This window comes from Variovorax paradoxus (assembly GCF_000834655.1).
Lineage (GTDB): Bacteria > Pseudomonadota > Gammaproteobacteria > Burkholderiales > Burkholderiaceae_C > Variovorax > Variovorax paradoxus_F.
In genome coordinates this window covers 47,505-66,112 of sequence record NZ_JXQQ01000049.1, presented here as the reverse complement: position 1 = coordinate 66,112, position 18,608 = coordinate 47,505, and the positions used below count along the sequence as shown (strand labels likewise).

Below are 18,608 nucleotides of genomic sequence, written 5' to 3'. Positions count from 1 at the left end.
GCGGGCAAGAGCCTGCTGGTCAGCGCGAAGGACGCAGTGCGCATCGCCGCTTTCGAAAAAGGCATCCGCCTGGTCGCCGCAGCGGCGGACATCGACATCACCGCGCTCAAGAACTGCATCAATGTCATCGCCAAGATGGACATCAAGATGGAGGCCAACCGGATCACCATCACGGCCAAGGAGGAGGTGCTCGTCAACGGCGGCACCAGCTACACACGCTGGAATGCCGCGGGCATCGAGAGCGGTACCAACGGCACCTGGCGCGAGCACGCGGCCGTGCACAGCCTGGTGGGTCCCAACAGCAAGGGTTCCCCCAAGCTGCCGGCGCCGGTTCAATTGCCCCAGGGGCAACTGGACCTCTACAACCACTACGTCAAGGGCGACGGCACGCAGCGCCAGGCCGTGAAGCAGGGCGAATACACCGTGGTGGATTCGGAGGGCGCAAGCCACAGCGGAAATCTCGACAGCAACGGTTTCGCCAAGGTCTCGGGCCTGCCCATCGGCGCAGCCACGGTCACCTTCGGCCCGGACCCGCGCGATCCCTGGGATGAGGCCAGTTATTTCGGACCGCCGCATGAATGGCCACCGAAGCCTGCAGCCGGCGAACCCGATGCAAGCCTGGGGGCTGCTGCCTTGACCGGCGGCGTGGGCGGGAATGCCTCTGGCTTGCTGGCGGGTGCCGGCGGGCCGGGTGGTGCAGCAGGCAGCTTGACGAGCCAGGTTGCTCCTGGCCTCGGCGGTGCCATGGGCGCACTCGGGGCACTCGGCCAGGTCGCAGGAAAGGCGCAGCAAGCCGTCGGCGCGGTGCAGGCGGTTCAACAGGGCGGCGCCCAGGCCTTGCTGGGACAGGCGGGCCAGCTTGCGGGTGGGATGGCGACCCAGGCACTGGGCGGTGCCATGGGGCCGATGGGCGCGCCGGTCACCGCCGCAATGGGTGGCGTCGTCTCGGGAGGGATGAGCGGTGGATTGCCGGGAGCGGCCGCTGCAGCCAAGGGCGGCATCGGCGATGCGGTGGCGGTAGCCATGCCCAAGCTGCCGGGCGCATTGCCCGTTCCGCCATTGGGAAGCACGGGAGGCAACCCGGGTGCCGCAATCCTCATGGCCGGCCAGACGCCCGGCTTCGCGGGCTGACCGTCGCGCAGGCTCGCTGGGCCGTGCGCGGGCCCTGACAAAACCAATCAGAACAGAGGGATCACCAAAAAATGGCGACGCAAGGATCACCGGCACCGAAGACCCCCAAGGAGCGCGAGCCGCAGACGGCGGTTGCGCCGCTCAACACCATCGATCCGATGGACATCGGCGCGGGCGCGGCACGCTTCGACCGATGGCTGCGCGAGATCAGCGGCGGCTATGTCACGCTGGAAAGGCTGAGCACCGTGGCGGGCAGCCTGCCCGTCATCGGGAACATCATGGCGCTGGTCGATGTCCTCGTGGACCTTGTGACAGTGATACAGAAACTGATCGCGAAGAAGGCCGTCGATTTTCTGGACTGGCTCAACCTGGGCGTCAATCTCATCGGTGTCATTCCAGCGCCGCCGAGCATGGCGGCTGCGCGCATGAGCCTGCGCCCCGCGCTGCACCTGCTCAAGCAGCAACTCAAGCACAGCGCCGCAAACCTTGCCGAGGCATTGGTCTCCATATTGGTCTCGCACCTGAACGACAAGATCGCCGGCGAGATCGACAAGTTCGTCGAAGGCGCGATGAACAAGATCTCGGAGATCCTGAAAAACTGCGCGGACAAGGTCGATGGGATCGCCGACGTCCTGATCGGCGTGCTGCGGCGTTGCATCGGCGGCGAAGACCTGTTCAAGCTCGCCCCGCCGAAGCCTGCCACCAGTACCTACAACCCCAGGAAGCAGAGTGCGTGGGATCGCATGCTCGCCGCTGCCGATCGCTATGCCAAGCAGGCTGTGAACTACGCCGTCAAGGTTGCGGCCAGGTACCTGCCACCCCAGGTCAGGGGGCTCGTCGAGGGTGTCATTCAGGCGCTGACGAACTTCAAGGGAATGGTTCGCGACAAGCTGCTGATGCTTGCGAGCGCCAAGACCGAACGATCGATCATGTGGCTGCTCCAGAGGCTGCTTGCCGCCGTCAAGAAATTCAAGACCAAGCGCGGCGCGACGATCCCTCCGAAAAAAGGCGCACAGGCGCGAGCGACCAAGCCGGGTGGTGAACTCGGCGCCGTAGGCACCCAGCGTGGTGCCCGGGGCAATGGCAGTTGCTGCAAGCAGGGCGCGGCCAAGGCCGGCACCCGCAAGTCGATCAGTTTCGCGCTCGGCAACGAGAGCTTCACCCACACCGACTTCGTGCTGCCGGCCACCCTGCCCATCGTGTGGAGCCGGACTTACAGCAGCAACCTGGCTGCCTATGACCATGCGGGCCTGGGCGCGCGATGGCTGACTGCCTACACCACGCGCATCGATGTGGTCGAGTTGTCTGGGGAGCGGCAAGCACTGGTGTATCGCGCTGCAGACGGCCGCAGCCACGATCTGCCGTGGCTCGCCGTCGGCCAGAGCCATTGCAATGCCATCGAGGAATTCAGCGCGACCCGCCTGAGCGAGACGCTGCTTGTGCTGGACTTCGGCAAGCCGCTGCCGGCCGGCGAGCAGCCCGACTGGCGCGAAACCTACGAGCTCGTCGACACCGCGGCCGGCAAGGCCGCCGCACAGGGCAGGCAGCACTTTCGCCTGGTTGCCCAGCACGCCAGGGACGGCGCCGCCATCGGCCTGCGCTACGACCACGTGATTGCCGATGGAGCGAATGCCGGTGAACAGGTGCTCAGCGACATCCTCAGCAAGCAGGGCGACGTCACGCTTGCACACGTCGGCATCCGACCGCACGCGATCACCGGCCGCATCGAATCCCTGTGGGAGCTCAGGGACGGGCAGGTCGTTCGCCAGCTGGCTGCCTACACCCATGACGAAGCCGGTGACCTGATTGCGGCACAGGACGAGAACGGTGCCGCCTGGACCTATCAATACAGCCACCATCTGGTCACCCGCTACACCGACCGCACCGGCCGCGGCATGAACCTGGCCTACGACGGCACCGGCGCCGACGCCAAGGCGATCCGCGAATGGGCCGACGACGGCAGCTTCGATACCCAGCTCGAGTGGGACAAGAACATCCGCCTGACCTACGTGACCGACGCGCTCGGCCAGGAAACCTGGATCTACTACGACATCCTGGGCTATACCTACCGTGTCATCTACCCGGACCAGAACGAAGAATGGTTCTTCCGGGACGACGCCAAGAACATCACCCGCCACGTCCACCCCGACGGCGGCACCGATGAGTACCTCTACGACGAAGCCGGCAACCTGCTGACCCACACCCAGGCCGACGGCAGCGAGGTCCACTTCGAATACGACAAGCTCAGCCGCCTGACCGGCATGCGGGATGCGGAGGGCGGTGTCTGGCGGCGCGACTACGACCCGCAGGGCCACCTCGCCGAAGAGACCGATCCGCTGGGCCACAAGACCCAGTACGCCTACGACAAGGCCGGGCGGCCCGTGCAGATCACCGATGCCAAGGGCGGTGTCAAGAAGCTCGCCTACACGGCTTCCGGCGAGCTCGCCAGCTATACCGATTGTTCCGGCAAGACCACCACCTGGGGCTACGATCCCCGCGGCCGCCTGCTGCAGAGCACCGATGCCGCCGGGCAGACCACGAAATACGCCTACACCCCGCTCAGCGAGCAGACGCTGGTGGCGGCTCACGGGAACGTCGATGCGGCCAACCATCCGGGCCAGCTCGAGGAAGTGCTTCATCCCGACCAGACCAGGGAGCGGCTGGCTCACGACGCCGAAGGCCGACTGCTGGCGCATACCGACGCAATCGAGCGCCGCACCCGCTATCGCTACACCGTTGCAGGCCTTGTCGCCGGGCGCACCGACGCAGCAGGCCACACGCTGAACTACGAGTGGGACAAGCTTGGCCGTCTCGCCCGGCTCCGGAACGAAAACAACAGCCACTACGAGTTCAGGTACGACCCCGTCGGCCGCCTGCTCGAGGAAACCGGATTCGATGGCAAGGCGACCCGCTACCGCCATGAAGAATCCAGCGGCCTACTTGCCGAAGTGGAAGAAGCCGGCCAGGTCATCCGGCTGACCTTCGATGCGCTCGGCCGACTCGTCGAACGCGAAGCCGACGCGCAATCCGAGACCTTCGTCTACGACGGCAACGGCCGCCTGCTCGAAGCAAGAAACAAGGACGCCAGGCTTCAGTGGTTCTACGACCCCGCGGGCAACCTCGTGCGCGAACACCACGCCGACCTGGCGCGAGACCACACCGCGGTGTGGCAGCACCGGTACAACGAACTCAACCAGAGGGTCGGCAGCACCCGCCCCGACGGCCACACCCAGGAGTGGCTCACCTACGGCAGCGGCCACGTCCATGGCCTGCTGCTCGACGGCCAGGACGTCCTCGGCCTGGAGCGCGACGATCTGCATCGCGAAACCGTCCGCCAGCAGCGCAACGGCCTGGTGCAGAGCCTGCGCTACGACCCGGCGGGTCGCTTGCTGGAGCAGCAGGTCTCGCATGCGAAGCCACCCTCCGGCACGGGCGAAACAGTTGCGAGCGCGAGCATCCGGCGCAACTACCAATACGACAAGGCCGGTCAGCTCATGGGCATCGGCGACAGCCGCAGAGGCCATCTGGACTATCGCTACGACCCTGTCGGTCGCCTGCTCGAAGCCCAAAGCCAGCTGGGCAGGGAACTGTTCGCCTTCGACCCGGCGGGCAATATCGCCGACCCGGTCCTGAAGGACTCGGGATCTGCCGTCGTGCCGCAGGACCAGCAGCCGCGCGCCGTCGCCCCTGGCAAGCTGCTGGACAACCTGCTCAAGGAATACGCCGGCACCCATTACAGGTACGACGAGCGGGGCAACCTCGTCGAGCGCACGAAGAACGGCCGCAAGACCCTCTTCACCTGGGACGGCTTCAACCGCATGGCGAGTGCGACGTCGGAGAACGGCACCACCACCTTTCGCTACGACCCGATGGGCCGACGCATCGCCAAGCAGACCGATGCGCAAGAAACCCTCTTCGGCTGGGATGCGGAGACCCTTGCCTACGAGAGCACAAGGAGCAGCGCCCACGGCAGCGAATCGCACCGCACCGTCCACTACCTGCACGAGAAGGACAGTTTCGTGCCGCTGTTGCAGGTGCACAGGCAGGAGGCGCTTCGCCTGAGTCCGACGACCGACGTGAAGGCGTTGATGCAGGCCAATGGCGGCGCCTACGACATCGAGCAGGATCCACTGTGGAACGGGCAGGGACATCCCGGGGCCGAGCCGTTCAGGAGCGAGGAAATCGCCTTCTACCAATGCGACCACCTCGGCACGCCGCAGGAACTGACGGACGCCGGCGGAAACGTCTGCTGGAGCGCCAGCTACAAGGCCTGGGGCGAAGCGAAGCAGGCGATCTCGGAAGCGGCCAGGCGCGCGGGGGTTGCAAATCCGATCCGTTTCCAGGGGCAGTACGCAGACGAGGAAACGGGGCTGCACTACAACCGGCATCGTTACTACGATCCGCAAAGCGGGCGGTTTGTGAGTGCGGATCCGATTCGTCTTTGGGGAGGCACCAACTTTTATCAATTCGCTCCCAATCCTGCGGAATGGATCGATCCGCTCGGGTTGAAGAAATGCGCAGTAGTAATTGGCGAGAACCAAAGAAGAGTCGATGTATATACGCGCCTCAGTCAGCCATTGGCTGCAAGCCAGGGGTATTCTCTCTACACGATAAAAATTTACCCGGATTTTTCGTGGTCGAAAGAAGCGACATTCACCGGGGGGCCGAAAACCGAAGCAGAATGGGCTTTGTCGCTTGAGGAAAATAGAAAATTCATCGAATTGGCGAAGCGAAATGGTTGCAAGATAATCGATATCGGCAGAGATCCAAAAGCCGTAGCTGAGGGGAAGCCAATTTCTCGCTATTACCAGCTGGAACGAGACATGTCCGAATCCTATGCCAATAAATTGAAAATCTCGCCTTCTTATGTCGAGGGCGTGTTGAAAGGGTTCAAATGATAAAAATACTCGCTCACCTTCATGCGCATGACATTCCGAGCAGCGTGGAATTCTACGAAAAATTCGGATTTTCCCTCGTGGGTGACGACACTGACGGACGTGGAATCAGAATTGCGAGAATGACTCATGGCGCCGCACCGTATCTGATGCTGAATCTTCGTGACAACTCAACTCTATTGGCTCCATACAAAGAATTTGATGACAACGATCTCCCTGTGGCAGTGGCATTCGCTTTGATGTCTTCCTGGGATGAGGAGTTCTTTGGCTGGCAAAAATTGATATTCGAGAGTTTTAATGAATTTGTTATTAAAGATGTTTCTCAGCCATATGGAGATTGGATTTATTTGAAAGATCCGGCCGGAAATAATATCTTGTTCACCAGTTCGGATTTTTATTGAAATTCATGAACGAGGTGGATGGGTTGTTTTTTCGAGCATTGAGCTTTTATTTGTAAAAAGCCAATTCATTTTTTATTGACAGAGTCCCAAGCCCATGCCCTCCCAAGTGATCATCCAGTCCCACAACCTCTGGCGCAAAGGCGCAGGCGGTGCCCCTGCGGGCCTTGTCGGCATGGCCGACAGCTATGCCTATGCGGGCTTGGACCTGAATCTCGCCCAGTTCGCCACCACGGTCTTCACCGGCAGCAGCTTCACCGCCACCACCTTCAAGCAGGCTGGCTGGACCGGCTGCCAGTTCATGGGCTGCACCTTCACCGCCTGCGACTTCGAGGGCATTGCCATCACGGGCTGCACCTTCACCCGTTGCACCTTTGCCCAATCGCAGTTCCGGCAGGGCCGGCTCAGTGCCTGCAAGTTCAACAACTGCCAGTGGAACGACCTGAACTTCGACAACGGCCACTGGAGCGATGTCGATGTGCTCGGCTGCACGGGCACCACGGTGCAGGCCGATGGCCTGCGCGGCGAGCATGTGGACTTCACCGGCAGCTACTTCGAGCACCTGGAGATGCGCAACACACAGATCAACTGAGCGCAGCCCCCAGGCGCCTTTTTTCGGAGCATCCAATGCCAAGAGGCACCCCTAACGCGGATCCCATGTACGGCATCTACGGCTATGACGACTACTGGAGCGTCGACATCCGCCGCGACAAGGTGCGCATGGTCAAGGCCTTCTACTTCAACACTCACGGTGGCCGCGACGGTGCGTTGATGCACGCACAGGCGCACAGGGATCAGTTCGTGCGCGAACACCTGCCGGTGTTGAAGCGGGAGATCGCTCAACGCGTGCGGCGCGACAACAAGACCGGAGTGGCCGGGGTGTACTTTCGCGAGCAGCCGGGCGGGAAGAACGCGATGTGGATCGCGATGACCCGCGTCAGTCCGGAGCGATCGGTCAGCAAGGCTTTTTCGGTGGGCCGCTACGGACCGAGGGCAAAGGAGCTGGCAATTGCGGAACGGCAAAAGCAGCTGGAGCAAATGACGGGATACGCATCGCGGCATCCGGCGGACGGATCGGCATTTGCGCGAATGTCTGCCGATGGTCGGTAGGTGCAACGAGGGACGCCGCGCCCCTGACCGCTGAAATCCGGCGACTGGGGCCACGCCATCCAGGTAGCGAACTTGCATTCGACCTGTCGCCGCCACCCACAATCAAAAATCCGCACGGAGGTGCCATGAAGATCGATGCGTTCGATGAGAGCCTGGAACACCGCAACATCCTGCCCTACGACCCCGCGTACGCCGATGTGTTCGCGCAAGTTCAGCGCCACGTTCAGGAGCGCCTCGAGAGCGTGGAACTCGTTCACATCGGGAGCACCGCCATCCGCGGCCTGCGGGGCAAGCCGATGGTGGATGCTGTTGCCATCACGCAGAGGGAGGATTTGCGCCGCGAGCAACAGGCGTTCGAAGCGCTCGGGTTTCATCGGCGTGCCGTATGGGTCGACAAAGATGAGAAGCCGTATGTCTGCGCAAGCGTCGGGCACGACGGACGCAGGTTTAACATCAACATCCACATCTGCCACCGTGGCGATCCGGTGCGCAAGGACTCGCTGGCCTTCATGGACATCCTCGACAGGCGTCCCGACCTGCGCAGGAAGTACGAAGAGGCCAAGGACCACGCCCACGCGATCGATCCCGTCAATCCGGAGGTCTACAACCGGGAGAAAGCGCCGGTGATCCAGGAGATACAGGCGCAGATCTCCGCTGAGCGCGCCAGCTACGCGCCGAGCATCAACTCGAGGTTCTGAACGGCCGCGCCGGACGCGCCCTTGCCCAGGTTGTCGAAGACGGCGGACAGCAGCACTTGGCCGTGGTCCGCATTGGCGAACACACCCAGCTGCAGGTCGTTGGTTCCGTTCAGCGCCTGCGGATCGAGATGCGTCATCGCCTGTGTCTCTGCAAGCGACATGACCTTGACGTAGCGCACATTCGCGTAGTGATGCGCAAGGCATGCCTGCAACCGGACACCATCGACACCGCCCGCCAGCAAGCGCAGTTCGAGCGGCACGGTCAGGACGATTCCCTGCCGGTAGGCACCATAGGCCGGCACGAAGAACGGACGGTGCGCCAGCCCGGCGTATTCCTGGATTTCGGGCGTGTGCTTGTGTTCCAGCGCCAGGCCATAGACCTGGGACGGTGCCGCGGCCGGCGTGTCGCTGGCTTCGTGCGCATCGATCGCTGCCCTTCCACCCCCCGAATAGCCGGAGGTCGCATAGACCGTCGCCGGGTATTCGCTCGGCAGCAGGCCTGCTTCCACCAGCGGCCGCAACAGGGCAATGGCACCTGTCGGATAGCAGCCCGGATTGCTGACACGCCCGGCCTGTGCAATCCGTTGCGCATGCCCCTGGGCCATTTCGGGAAAGCCATAGACCCATTCCGGGTGCGTGCGATGCGCCGAACTCGCGTCGATCACACGGACGGCCGGATTCCGGATGAAGCCGACCGCGTCGCGTGCAGCCGCATCCGGCAGACAAAGAATCGCGATGTCGCATGCATTGATCGCCTCCTCGCGACGCCGTGGATCCTTGCGTTCGGCGGCCGGCAGCGTCAGGAGCTGCAGGTCGGTGCGATCGCGCAGGCGCTCATGGATCTGCAGCCCGGTGGTGCCCTGGTCGCCGTCGATGAAGATGGTCGGAAGACTCATGATGTTGCGCGCTCCTGATTCGGTCTCTGGATGTATCTGCCGCAATTCTTCTCGGGTCGATAAAATATGAAAAGTTGAATTTGGCAATCTTGTAGTTCATATTTCCTGAAGCAGAGATCTCACATGCGCGAAATCAGCCTCGATCGTTTGCGCACGCTGGTAGCGATCGCAGACCATGGATCCTTCGCGGCCGCGGCGCAGGTGCTGCATCTCGCGCCGCCGACGGTGAGCCTGCACATCGCCGAGCTGGAGGGGCGTGTGGGCGCTTCGCTCCTGTCCCGGCGGCGCGGGGACGTGCGGCCGTCGGCTGTCGGCGAATTGCTGGTGGAGCGTGCACGCCGGCTGCTGGCCGAGATCGAGTCGACGCTGGACGACGTCAGCCGGCAGGTGCTGGGGCTGGCCGGACGCGTGCGGCTCGGCGCCTCGACGGGCGCGATCTCTCACCTGTTGCCGCAGGCCATCGCACGGCTGCGCGAGGATCATCCGGACATCGATGTGCAGATCGCAGTGCTCACTTCGCAGGACACGCTGGCGCGCCTTGCACAAGGCAAACTGGACGTCGGGCTGGTGGCCCTGCCGCAGTCGCCGGTCGCGGGGCTCACGATCCGGCCCTGGCGCCGCGACCCGGTCATGGCCTTCCTGCCGGCCGACTGGCGCGCTCCTGCCAAGGTCTCGCCGACGTGGCTCGCGACTCAGCCGCTCATCCTCAACGATGCCACCACGCGCCTGTCGCGCCTCGTCTCGGAATGGTTCGCGCTGGGCGGCCACCGGCCCGCACCGCGGATCGAGCTCAACTACAACGATGCGATCAAGAGCCTGGTCGGTGCCGGCTACGGCGCAACGCTCCTGCCGCATGAGGCGGGCGCGTTGCAGCCGGACGCGCGCATCGCGATGCGTCCCCTGCGCCCGGCACTTTGGCGTGAGCTGGGCGTTGCCCACCGGTCGGGCCCCGTCGAACGCGCGACGCAGCGCGTGCTCGACGCGCTGTGGGTGCTCAAGGTCCGTTGAGCGCGAGATCGCGAAGACGACCTGCTTGCCCGGCGATGCAATGCAATGCAGTGCCGCACCCGCCCTCGGCCCGCCGCATCGACTGACCGCCATACGTCTGCGCGGATGGCGCAGGCCGTGGCAGCGCTTATGCTGTGCAGGATCACAACGCAGAGTTCCCCGCCATGACCGATTTCCGCCCCGCCTACGACAAGCGCTTCGACAACATCCCCACCGACCGCCTGCCCGAATTGCTGCGCGCCATGCCCAAGGCCGAGCTGCACATGCACATCGAAGGCTCGCTCGAACCCGAGCTGATCTTCGCGCTCGCGCAGCGCAACGGCGTGGCCATTGCGTACGCCAGCGTGGAGGAACTGCGCAAGGCCTACGCGTTCACCAACCTGCAGAGCTTCCTGGACATCTACTACGCCGGCGCGAGCGTGCTGCTGAAGGAGCAGGACTTCTACGACATGGCCTGGGCCTACCTCGAGCGCGCCGCGGCCGACAACGTGGTGCACACCGAGATGTTCTTCGACCCGCAGACGCACACCGCGCGCGGCGTGGCGATGGAAACGGTGGTCAACGGCCTGCATCGCGCGTGCGTCGATGCACAGCCCAGGCTCGGCGTGAGCGCATCGCTCATCCTCTGTTTCCTGCGCCACCTGAGCGAGGAAGAGGCCTTCGAAACGCTGGAGCAGGCGCTGCCGTTTCGCGACAAGTTCATCGGCGTGGGCCTCGATTCGAGCGAGGTCGGCCATCCGCCCGAGAAGTTCGCGCGCGTGTTCGCACGCTGCCGCGAGCGGGGACTGCATCTGGTCGCGCATGCGGGCGAAGAGGGCCCGCCCGAATACGTGTGGAGCGCGCTCGATGTGCTGAAGGTCGAGCGCGTCGACCACGGCGTGCAGAGCGCGAAAGACCCGGCGCTGATGAAGCGGCTCGCGCAAGACCGCATTCCGCTCACCGTGTGCCCGCTGTCGAACCTCAAGCTGTGCGTGTTCCCGGACCTCGCGCAGCACAACCTGGGCGCGCTGCTCGATGCGGGGCTGGTCGCCACCGTCAACTCCGACGACCCCGCCTACTTCGGCGGCTACATGAACCAGAACTTCACGCAGACCTTCGAGGCCACCGGGCTCAGCGTGCAACACGCCTGGCAACTCGCTGCCAACAGCTTCGAAGGCAGCTTCATCGACACGGCCGCCAAGCGCGCCTACGTGGACCGGCTCAACGCCGTCTTCGCAAGCTTCTGATCCGAGGCGGGCGGCCGCGGCACCAGCAGCGGCATCGCCACGAGCGCACAGGCGCTCGCTGCGAGCCACACCATCGGCCACCCCTGCAGCGCGAGCAGGTGCGGAATGGAGAAGGGCGTGACGAAGCACACCAGGAAGACGCTGGTGTTCGCCATGCCCAGCGCGGTGCCGGCCCGCGCCGCCCCGGCCAGCGTGGCGAGCTCGGTGTAGGCCACGCCGTGCCAGGCCGACACGCACACGCCGCTCACTCCCAGCAGCACGACGAGCGCGATGCGCAGCGCCGATGAATCGGCGATGTGCGTGTCCGCCGCGATCACCAGCACCGCGAGCGCGGCGAACAGCGCCACGCTGAGCGCGCTGCAGGCGCGCAGGTAGGCGGGTCGGTTGCGGCGGCGGTCGGTCCAGCGGCCGCTCCACACGCGCATCGCCATCGCCCCGACCTGCGTGAAGACCATGGTGGCCGTGATCGTCGCGAGGCCCGCGTGGCCGAAGTCGTGCAGGAACACCGTGCCGAAGGACAGCACCGCGAACTGCGGCGCGCAAAGAATGCCGATGCCCAGCACGATGCGCCAGACGCGGGCGTCGCGCAGCGGGCCGGTCTTCGGGGTTTCGGCCGTGCTCGTCGGAGAGCGTGGCACGCCGCGCGCAATCGGCGGTTCGTGGACCCACGCCCAGCTCATCGCCGCGCTCAACGCGCACAGCAGCGCGAGCAGTCCGTAGAGCGCTGCAAAGCCGAAGTGCAGCGCGACGAACGGCAGCACCAGCGCGCCGATGCCGCCGCCCAGCGGCACGGCGGTCTGGCGGATGCTCATCGCGAGCCCGCGTTCGCTGGCGTCGAACCACGTCATCACCGCGCGGCCGCTCGCGCCGTTGACGCTCCCGCCCAGCAGGCCGACCAACAGCAGGCCCGCGGCGAGCCAGCCGAGCCCGGGAATGTGCTGCGCGCTGGGCGCGGCCCAGAGCGCCATCGCGACGAGGGCGATCGCGGTGCTGCCCAGCCCCGTAAGCAGCACCGGCCGATCGCCCCAGCGGTCAGTCAGCAGGCCCCATGGCAGTTCGCTCACCGCGATGCCCAGGCCCATGAGGCCGAGCACCAGGCCGAGCGTCGCGTTGTCCAGCTGGTAGCCGGTGCGCATCAGCACCGCGGTCATCGGGATGCCGCTGAAGGCCACGGAGAACGCCGCGTTGGCGGCCACGCCCGCGGCCAGCACCTTCCAGCGGTGGCGAGGCGAATGCGGAGACGAAAGGTGCGATTGGGTCATGGTGCGGTGAAGTCTCCGCCGTTGCCAAGGTTTTGAAAATCAGAAAATAATGAGTGAATCGTCCACAAAAGCTGGACGATTGAAAAAGGATGAACCCATGTCCCAGGTGATGTTCGATCTCGACGTGCTGCGCAGTTTTTCCACCGGCATCGCGCTCGGCAGCTATGCCCGCGCGGCCGACCGGTTGGGGCGCTCGACTTCCGCAGTGAGCGCGCAGCTCAAGAAGCTGGAGGCGCAAGCCGGCACGGTGTTGTTCCGCAAGGCCGGCCGCGGGCTGGAGCTCACCGACGCCGGCGAAACGCTCTTGGCCTATGCCCACCGCATGCTCGAACTCAACGAGGAAGCCGGTGCCGCCATGCGCGGCGCCGACCTGCAAGGATGGGTGCGCCTGGGTCTGCAGGAAGACTTCGGCGAGACGCTGCTGCCCGCGGTGCTCGGGCGCTTTGCGCGCGCGCATCCCAAGGTGCGCATCGAGGCCTGCGTGGCGCGCAGTGCCGAGTTGCGGGAGCGCCTCGAACTCGGCAAGCTCGATCTCGCGCTGGCGTGGGACGCGGGCGACCAGCCGCCGTCACTGCATGCCGAGCGCGTGGCGCGCCTGCCGCTGCAGTGGATCGGGCCCGCCTCCGGCGACGTGCTCGATGCGGCCTGGTGGAAGGAGCGCCAGCGCCGCGAAGGCGCAGGTCGCGGCGCGCGCAAGTCCACGGAGCCGTTGCCGCTGGTGTTGCTCGATGCGCCGTGCCCGCTGCGCGACATCGTCACCAGAACGCTCGACCGCGCCGGCGTGCCGTGGCGCCATGCGTTCACGAGCGCCAGCCTTGCAGCCTTGTGGGCCGCGAGTTCGGCGGGCCTGGGCCTCACGGTGCGCACGCCTTTCGGGCTGCCGTCGCATGTGCGCGCGATCGATCGCACGGCGGTGGGCTTGCCGGCGCTGCCGCAGATGTCGATGGCGCTTTACCGCGCGCAGGCCAATGCCGAGGCGCCGGTCGGCCGGCTCGCCACGCTGTTGCTGGAGGCGGTGCGGCAGCACGTGCAGATGGGGCCCGCGCAAATGCACTGAGCACAATCCCTCGCATCGCCGCCGCGTCGATGCATGAGAATCCGCCGCTGGAGACAACAACGAAGAAGTGGAACGGCATGGCCACGCAGCAAAACTTCCTGCACCTGTGGGACGACAGGTTCCTGTACATCACGCCGGCGATCCAGTCGGGGCTCACGGCGCGCTCGTCGGCCACGCTGCTGGCTTCGGCGAGCGGGCATCCTTTCACGCTCGAGGCGGTCGACGGCACGCGGGTGCGCTGCACCGCCGCGCTGGTGGCGCCGCATGTGTCGCGCCGGCTCGACGTCGACGGCTGCGGGCTGCTGTCGCTCAACCTCGACCCGGCATCGAGCGCCTACCGCATGCTTGCGCGGTGCATGGGCGGCCACGGCATCGAGCCCATCGATGCGCGCCGCTTCGGCCAGCTGCGCGACGACTTCGACCCCGCGCAGCGCGGCATGCTCGGCGACCGCAAGCTGCAGTCGCTGAGCGCGAAGATGATCGAGTCGATCACCGGATGCCCTGAGGTTGCAGCGCCGATCGACCGGCGCATCGAGCGCGTGCTGCAGTCCATCCGAGAGCACGCGGGGCAGATCTCGCTGAAAGAACTCTCGGTCGTGGCATGCCTCTCGCCCGACCGCCTGACGCACCTGTTCGCCGAGCAGGTGGGCGTGTCGGTCAAGCGCTATGCGCTGTGGACCAAGGTGCGGCGCACGGTCCAGCAGTTCACCGGCCACCGGCCGCTCACCGACGTGGCGCTGGTCAGCGGCTTCACCGATGCGGCGCACATGAGCCGCACCTTCCAGCGGTACTTCGGCCTGCCGCCCTCGTTTCTTGCAAGCCAGGTGCAGGTGACCGCGGACGCGCAGGCCTCGCACGCCTGGGGCCACGCGACGATGCACTGAGCTTGCTCTGCAGGACAGCGGCTGCGTTCAAGCCGCCAGGTGCCGGTGTGTCTAAGCTGGGGGTGCTCCATCAAGAGAGCATCAACCGGAGACATCAGTGAAAAAGACATCCTCGCGCGGCGCGCTGCCGCGGTCCCTGTTCGTTCCGCTCGCGCTGGCCACGGCCGCGGCGATCACCGCCTGCGGCGGCGGCGGAGGCGGCAACGGGTTCTCGTTTTTGCCCATCGGCGGCAATCCGCCCGTGAACCCGCCCACCAACCCGCCGGCCGAAGGCACCTACAAGGCCGAGATCCGCCGCACTGCGATGGGCGTGCCGCACATCAAGGCCGACAACTGGCCCGGCGTGGGCTACGGCTACGGGTTCGCGCAGGCGGAAGACGACCTGTGCACGATGGCCGATTCGTTCCTCACTTACCGCGGCGAGCGCTCGCAGTACCTGGGCGGCGAGGCGCTGCTCGTGGCTGCCAGCACCATCGCGCGTCCGAAGAACATCGACTCCGACTTTTTCCACAAGCATGTGATCTCGGCCGACGTGCTCGAGAAAATGATCGCGGCCCAGCCCGACAACCTCAAGCAACTGGTCGAGGGCTTCGCCGCCGGCTACAACCGCTACGTGCGCGATGTGAAGGCCAGCGGCACGGCGCACGAAGCCTGCCGCAGCGAGGCATGGGTCAAGCCCATCACCGCCGAGGACATCTACCGCCGCATGTACGCGGCCAACCTTGCGGGCGGGTACAGCAATTTCCTGCCGAACATCGCCAATGCGATCGCACCCGCACCGGTGGTGCTCACCAAGACCGCCGCGCGCGGCAAGCTCGGCAAGGCGCCGTTGCAACTCGCGGCAGGCGGCACGCGGGTGCCCGAACTGCAGGTGGGCGGCCACGAAGGCGTCGGCAGCAACATGATCGGCTTCGGCACCGCCGCCACCGGTGACGCGAGCCCGCTGCTCTTCGGCAACCCGCACTGGTACTGGCGCGGACCCGACCGCTTCTACCAGGCGCAGCTCACGATTCCGGGCCAGCTCAACATCAGCGGCACCTCGTTCCTCGGCATTCCGGTGATCCTCATCGGCTTCAACGACAACATCGCTTGGAGCCACACGGTGTCGACCGCGCGGCGTTTCGGCTTCTTCGAGCTGAAGCTCGCATCGGGCGACCCGACCAGCTACATGCGCGACGGCAGCGCGGTGAAGATGCAGGCGCTGAACATCACCGTCAACGTGAAGCAGGCCGACGGCAGCGTGGCCCCGGTGACGCGCACGCTCTACAAGTCGGAATACGGGCCGATGATCAACCTGGCCCCGCTGAATGCGGCGCTGGGCTGGAGCCAGACCACTGCATTCGCGATCCGCGACATCAACGGCGAGAACTACCGCACCTTCAGGAACTGGCTGCGCTGGAACCAGGCGAAGTCGCTGGACGACTTCATCGCCATCCAGCGCGAGGAGTCGGCCATTCCGTGGGTCAATACCGTGGCCGTGGGCCGGGGCGCAGCCAAGGCCTGGTATGCCGACATCGGCGCGATTCCCAACGTGTCGCCCACCCAGGTGGCCAGTTGCACGACGCCGCTGGGCGCGGCGCTCGGCCCCGCGCTGCCGCGCGTTCCCGTGTTCGACGGTTCGAGGAGCGAATGCGACTGGCAGACCGATGCCGACTCCGCGCAGAAGGGCGCACTCGGCGCCTCCCGCATGCCCAGCCTGCAGCGCGACGACTACGTCGAGAACTCCAACGACAGCTACTGGCTCGCGAATCCGAAGGCGCCGATGACCGGCTACCCCGACATCATGGGCACCGCGGGCACGGAGCCCGCAAGCTTCCGCACGCGCCTGGGCAACCTGCTCGCGCAAGGCCGGATCGATGGCGCCGATGCCTACGGCGCCAAGGGCGCCACGGCCGACACCGTCAAGCAGATGGTGATCAACAGCCGCGTGCTGACGGCCGAGCTCTTCAAGGACCAGGCGCTGGCCATGGTGTGCGCGACGCCGACGATCAACGTGGCGACCGATCCGCAGGGCGGCGCGGCCATCGGGCGCGACGTCGATACCGGCCCGGCCTGCGCGGTGCTCCAGGCCTGGGACAACACCGGCACGAGCGGCGCGCGCGGTGCGCACATCTGGGACGAGTTCTGGAACCGTGCGTCGCTGCAATCGGCAGCCGCGCTCTACAACGTGCCCTTCAGCGCGAGCGACCCGATCCATACGCCGCGCGACCTGAAGCCCGGTGCGCAGGCCGCCCTGCAGCAGGCCTTCGGCGCCGCCGTCGCGCGCGTCGAGGCCAGCGGCTTCGCGCTCGATGCCAAGCGCGGCGACTACCTGTTCGCCACGCGCGGCGGCCAGAAGATCCCGCTCTACGGCGGCTGCGGCGGGCCGGGCTACTTCACCATCGCGTGCTCGGAGAACCGGCTCGACAAGGGCGGCTACAGCATGGACGGCAACCCGAACGGCAACAGCTACATGCAGATCGTGCGGTTTCCCGAAGGCGGCGTGGAGGCGCACACCTTCCTGACCTTCTCGCTGTCGGACGACCCGGCCTCGGCGCACAACGCCGACTACACCCGCGCCTACAGCGCGGGGCAGTGGCTCAAGGTGCCGTTCTCGGAAGCCGAGATCAAGGCCGATGCGGCCTACCGCAGCGTCACCATCGACGAGTAGGTGAGCGAGTAGTTCAGCGAGCGGGCGGCGCAGCGGTGGACGCGGCGCGCTGCGCGAGCCAGTTCCACCCGGCGCCTGCGGCCATGAGCACGCAGGTGCCGAGGAACACGGCCCGCATGCCGATGTGTCCGCCCACGAAGCCGCCTAGCAGTGGCCCCGCGACCTGCCCGGTGTACTGGGCCGAGGTCGAGTACCCCAGCATGTTGCCGGCCACGCGCTCGGGCACGTTGTGGCGGATCACGCTCGCGATGCAGGGCAGCAGCCCGCCGAGCGAGAGCCCCATCAGGAAGCGCAGCACCACCAGCTGCCAGCCCGAAGTGACGAAGGCCTGCGGAATCAGCAGCAGTGCCGACACCGCCAGGCATCCGACGATCACGTTCCAGTGCCCCACGCGGTCGGCCAGCTTGCCCAGGCGCGAGGCCGAGAGGATGCTGCCCAGCGCAGCCGCGGACATGACGAGGCCGGCCATCATGGTCACCCGATTCGGGTCCTCGACCAGCGTGGCGACGTAGACGGTGATGATCGGCTCGATCGACATGTTGGCCAGCATCAAAAGCATGCCGGTGAAGAGCATCGCGATGAGCGGGCGCTTGTCGGGAATGGCGGCCCAGCCGGTGTCGGGGGTGTCGCTCTGCTTCGAGCCCGAGGGCGCCTTCTTCTCTTCGCGGATGAGGAAAGCGGTCGCGAGAAATGCCACGAAGATCATCGCGCCCGCCGCGAAGAAGGTCGCGCGGATGCCGATGAGCGGCGGCAGCGCGCCGCCCACCAGCGGACCCACGAGGTTGCCGGCCATGATGGCCGAGGACATGGTGCCCAGCGCCCAGCCGGTGCGGTCCTTCGGCGTCTGCGTGGCCACGAGCACCATCGAGCCCGAGGCGTAGCCGCCCAGCAGGCCCGCCAGGAGGCGCAGGCCGACGAGCTGCCAGACGTTGCCCGCCATGCCGATCAGCGCCATCGCCACCGCCATGCCCAGGCTTGCGCGGATCAGCATCGGCTTGCGGCCATAGCGGTCGGCCAGGCGCCCCCACAGCGGTGCCACCAGCGCGGCGCTGAAGAAGGTGGCGCCGTAGGCCACGCCGGACCATTGCACGATGGCCGCATGGTCCTTCACGCCCAGTTGCTCGACGTACAGCGGCAGGAACGGCAGCAGCAGCGTCATCGCCACGATAGTGGTGAAGGAGCCGAACATGCAGACGGCGAGGTTGCGCTGCCAGTCTGCGTAGGTCGCGCCGCTGGCGGGAGTTGTCGGGTTCGTCATGGGGCGGGCCATTGTCCGGCCGCAGGGCCGAATCCGCGCCTGCCGATTCGCGGCGGCAGCCATCGCGGCGGTGCATGGGTGCGAGGGACGCCTGTGTTGACGCAGCGGTGCGCGTCGCGTAGCCTGATGGCTGGA

General features: G+C 66.0%; 14 protein-coding genes. 11 read left to right on the top strand and 3 right to left on the bottom strand.

Annotated features, from left to right (window positions below; genetic code table 11):
- From RT97_RS21255 to RT97_RS21235, 6 genes are all read left to right on the top strand, one after another.
- On the top strand, positions 1 to 1,131 hold a 1,131-nt coding region (locus tag RT97_RS21255; RefSeq protein WP_042580809.1), incomplete at its 5' end, for a DUF2345 domain-containing protein.
- 71 nt (positions 1,132 to 1,202) lie between these two features.
- Positions 1,203 to 6,029: an RHS repeat-associated core domain-containing protein gene (locus tag RT97_RS21250; protein WP_052810717.1), complete on the top strand. Its 4,827-nt coding sequence runs from the start codon at positions 1,203 to 1,205 to the stop codon at positions 6,027 to 6,029.
- A gap of 44 nt (positions 6,030 to 6,073) precedes the next feature.
- On the top strand, positions 6,074 to 6,427 hold the full coding sequence (locus RT97_RS33185) for a hypothetical protein (RefSeq protein ID WP_155403856.1): 354 nt from the start codon (positions 6,074 to 6,076) through the stop codon (positions 6,425 to 6,427).
- 94 nt (positions 6,428 to 6,521) lie between these two features.
- The gene (locus tag RT97_RS21245) at positions 6,522 to 7,016 is read left to right on the top strand and encodes a pentapeptide repeat-containing protein (protein ID WP_042580808.1); all 495 of its coding nucleotides are present in this window, start codon (positions 6,522 to 6,524) and stop codon (positions 7,014 to 7,016) included.
- Positions 7,017 to 7,081: 65 nt separating this feature from the next.
- Entirely contained in the window at positions 7,082 to 7,534 is a 453-nt protein-coding gene (locus tag RT97_RS21240) for a hypothetical protein (protein ID WP_052810716.1), read from the top strand.
- Between the two features lie 125 nt (positions 7,535 to 7,659).
- A complete protein-coding gene (locus RT97_RS21235) occupies positions 7,660 to 8,232 on the top strand; it encodes a GrpB family protein (RefSeq protein WP_042580807.1) in 573 nt (190 codons plus the stop codon).
- Here RT97_RS21235 and argC read toward each other — a convergent pair.
- Positions 8,202 to 9,128 (bottom strand): N-acetyl-gamma-glutamyl-phosphate reductase, encoded by a 927-nt coding sequence (gene argC / locus RT97_RS21230; protein ID WP_042580806.1) that lies wholly within the window; start codon positions 9,126 to 9,128, stop codon positions 8,202 to 8,204. The genes RT97_RS21235 and argC overlap by 31 nt on opposite strands.
- A 123-nt stretch (positions 9,129 to 9,251) precedes the next feature.
- Here argC and RT97_RS21225 point away from each other — a divergent pair, with 123 nt between their 5' ends.
- On the top strand, positions 9,252 to 10,136 hold the full coding sequence (locus RT97_RS21225; protein WP_042580805.1) for a LysR family transcriptional regulator: 885 nt from the start codon (positions 9,252 to 9,254) through the stop codon (positions 10,134 to 10,136).
- A 164-nt stretch (positions 10,137 to 10,300) separates the two neighbouring features.
- On the top strand, positions 10,301 to 11,362 hold the full coding sequence (locus RT97_RS21220) for an adenosine deaminase (RefSeq protein ID WP_042580804.1): 1,062 nt from the start codon (positions 10,301 to 10,303) through the stop codon (positions 11,360 to 11,362).
- Here the strand turns inward: RT97_RS21220 and RT97_RS21215 are convergent.
- The gene (locus tag RT97_RS21215) at positions 11,323 to 12,624 is read right to left on the bottom strand and encodes an MFS transporter (RefSeq protein ID WP_042580803.1); all 1,302 of its coding nucleotides are present in this window, start codon (positions 12,622 to 12,624) and stop codon (positions 11,323 to 11,325) included. The genes RT97_RS21220 and RT97_RS21215 overlap by 40 nt on opposite strands.
- A gap of 97 nt (positions 12,625 to 12,721) precedes the next feature.
- Here RT97_RS21215 and RT97_RS21210 point away from each other — a divergent pair, with 97 nt between their 5' ends.
- From RT97_RS21210 to RT97_RS21200, 3 genes are all read left to right on the top strand, one after another.
- The gene (locus tag RT97_RS21210) at positions 12,722 to 13,681 is read left to right on the top strand and encodes a LysR substrate-binding domain-containing protein (RefSeq protein WP_042580802.1); all 960 of its coding nucleotides are present in this window, start codon (positions 12,722 to 12,724) and stop codon (positions 13,679 to 13,681) included.
- 77 nt (positions 13,682 to 13,758) lie between these two features.
- The gene (locus tag RT97_RS21205; RefSeq protein ID WP_042580814.1) at positions 13,759 to 14,565 is read left to right on the top strand and encodes a helix-turn-helix domain-containing protein; all 807 of its coding nucleotides are present in this window, start codon (positions 13,759 to 13,761) and stop codon (positions 14,563 to 14,565) included.
- A gap of 97 nt (positions 14,566 to 14,662) precedes the next feature.
- Positions 14,663 to 17,215, top strand: a complete 2,553-nt coding sequence (locus tag RT97_RS21200) for a penicillin acylase family protein (RefSeq protein WP_042580801.1) — start codon at positions 14,663 to 14,665, stop codon at positions 17,213 to 17,215.
- 13 nt (positions 17,216 to 17,228) lie between these two features.
- Here the strand turns inward: RT97_RS21200 and RT97_RS21195 are convergent, their stop codons facing one another.
- The gene (locus RT97_RS21195) at positions 17,229 to 18,473 is read right to left on the bottom strand and encodes an MFS transporter (protein ID WP_042580800.1); all 1,245 of its coding nucleotides are present in this window, start codon (positions 18,471 to 18,473) and stop codon (positions 17,229 to 17,231) included.
- Positions 18,474 to 18,608 lie beyond the last annotated feature (135 nt).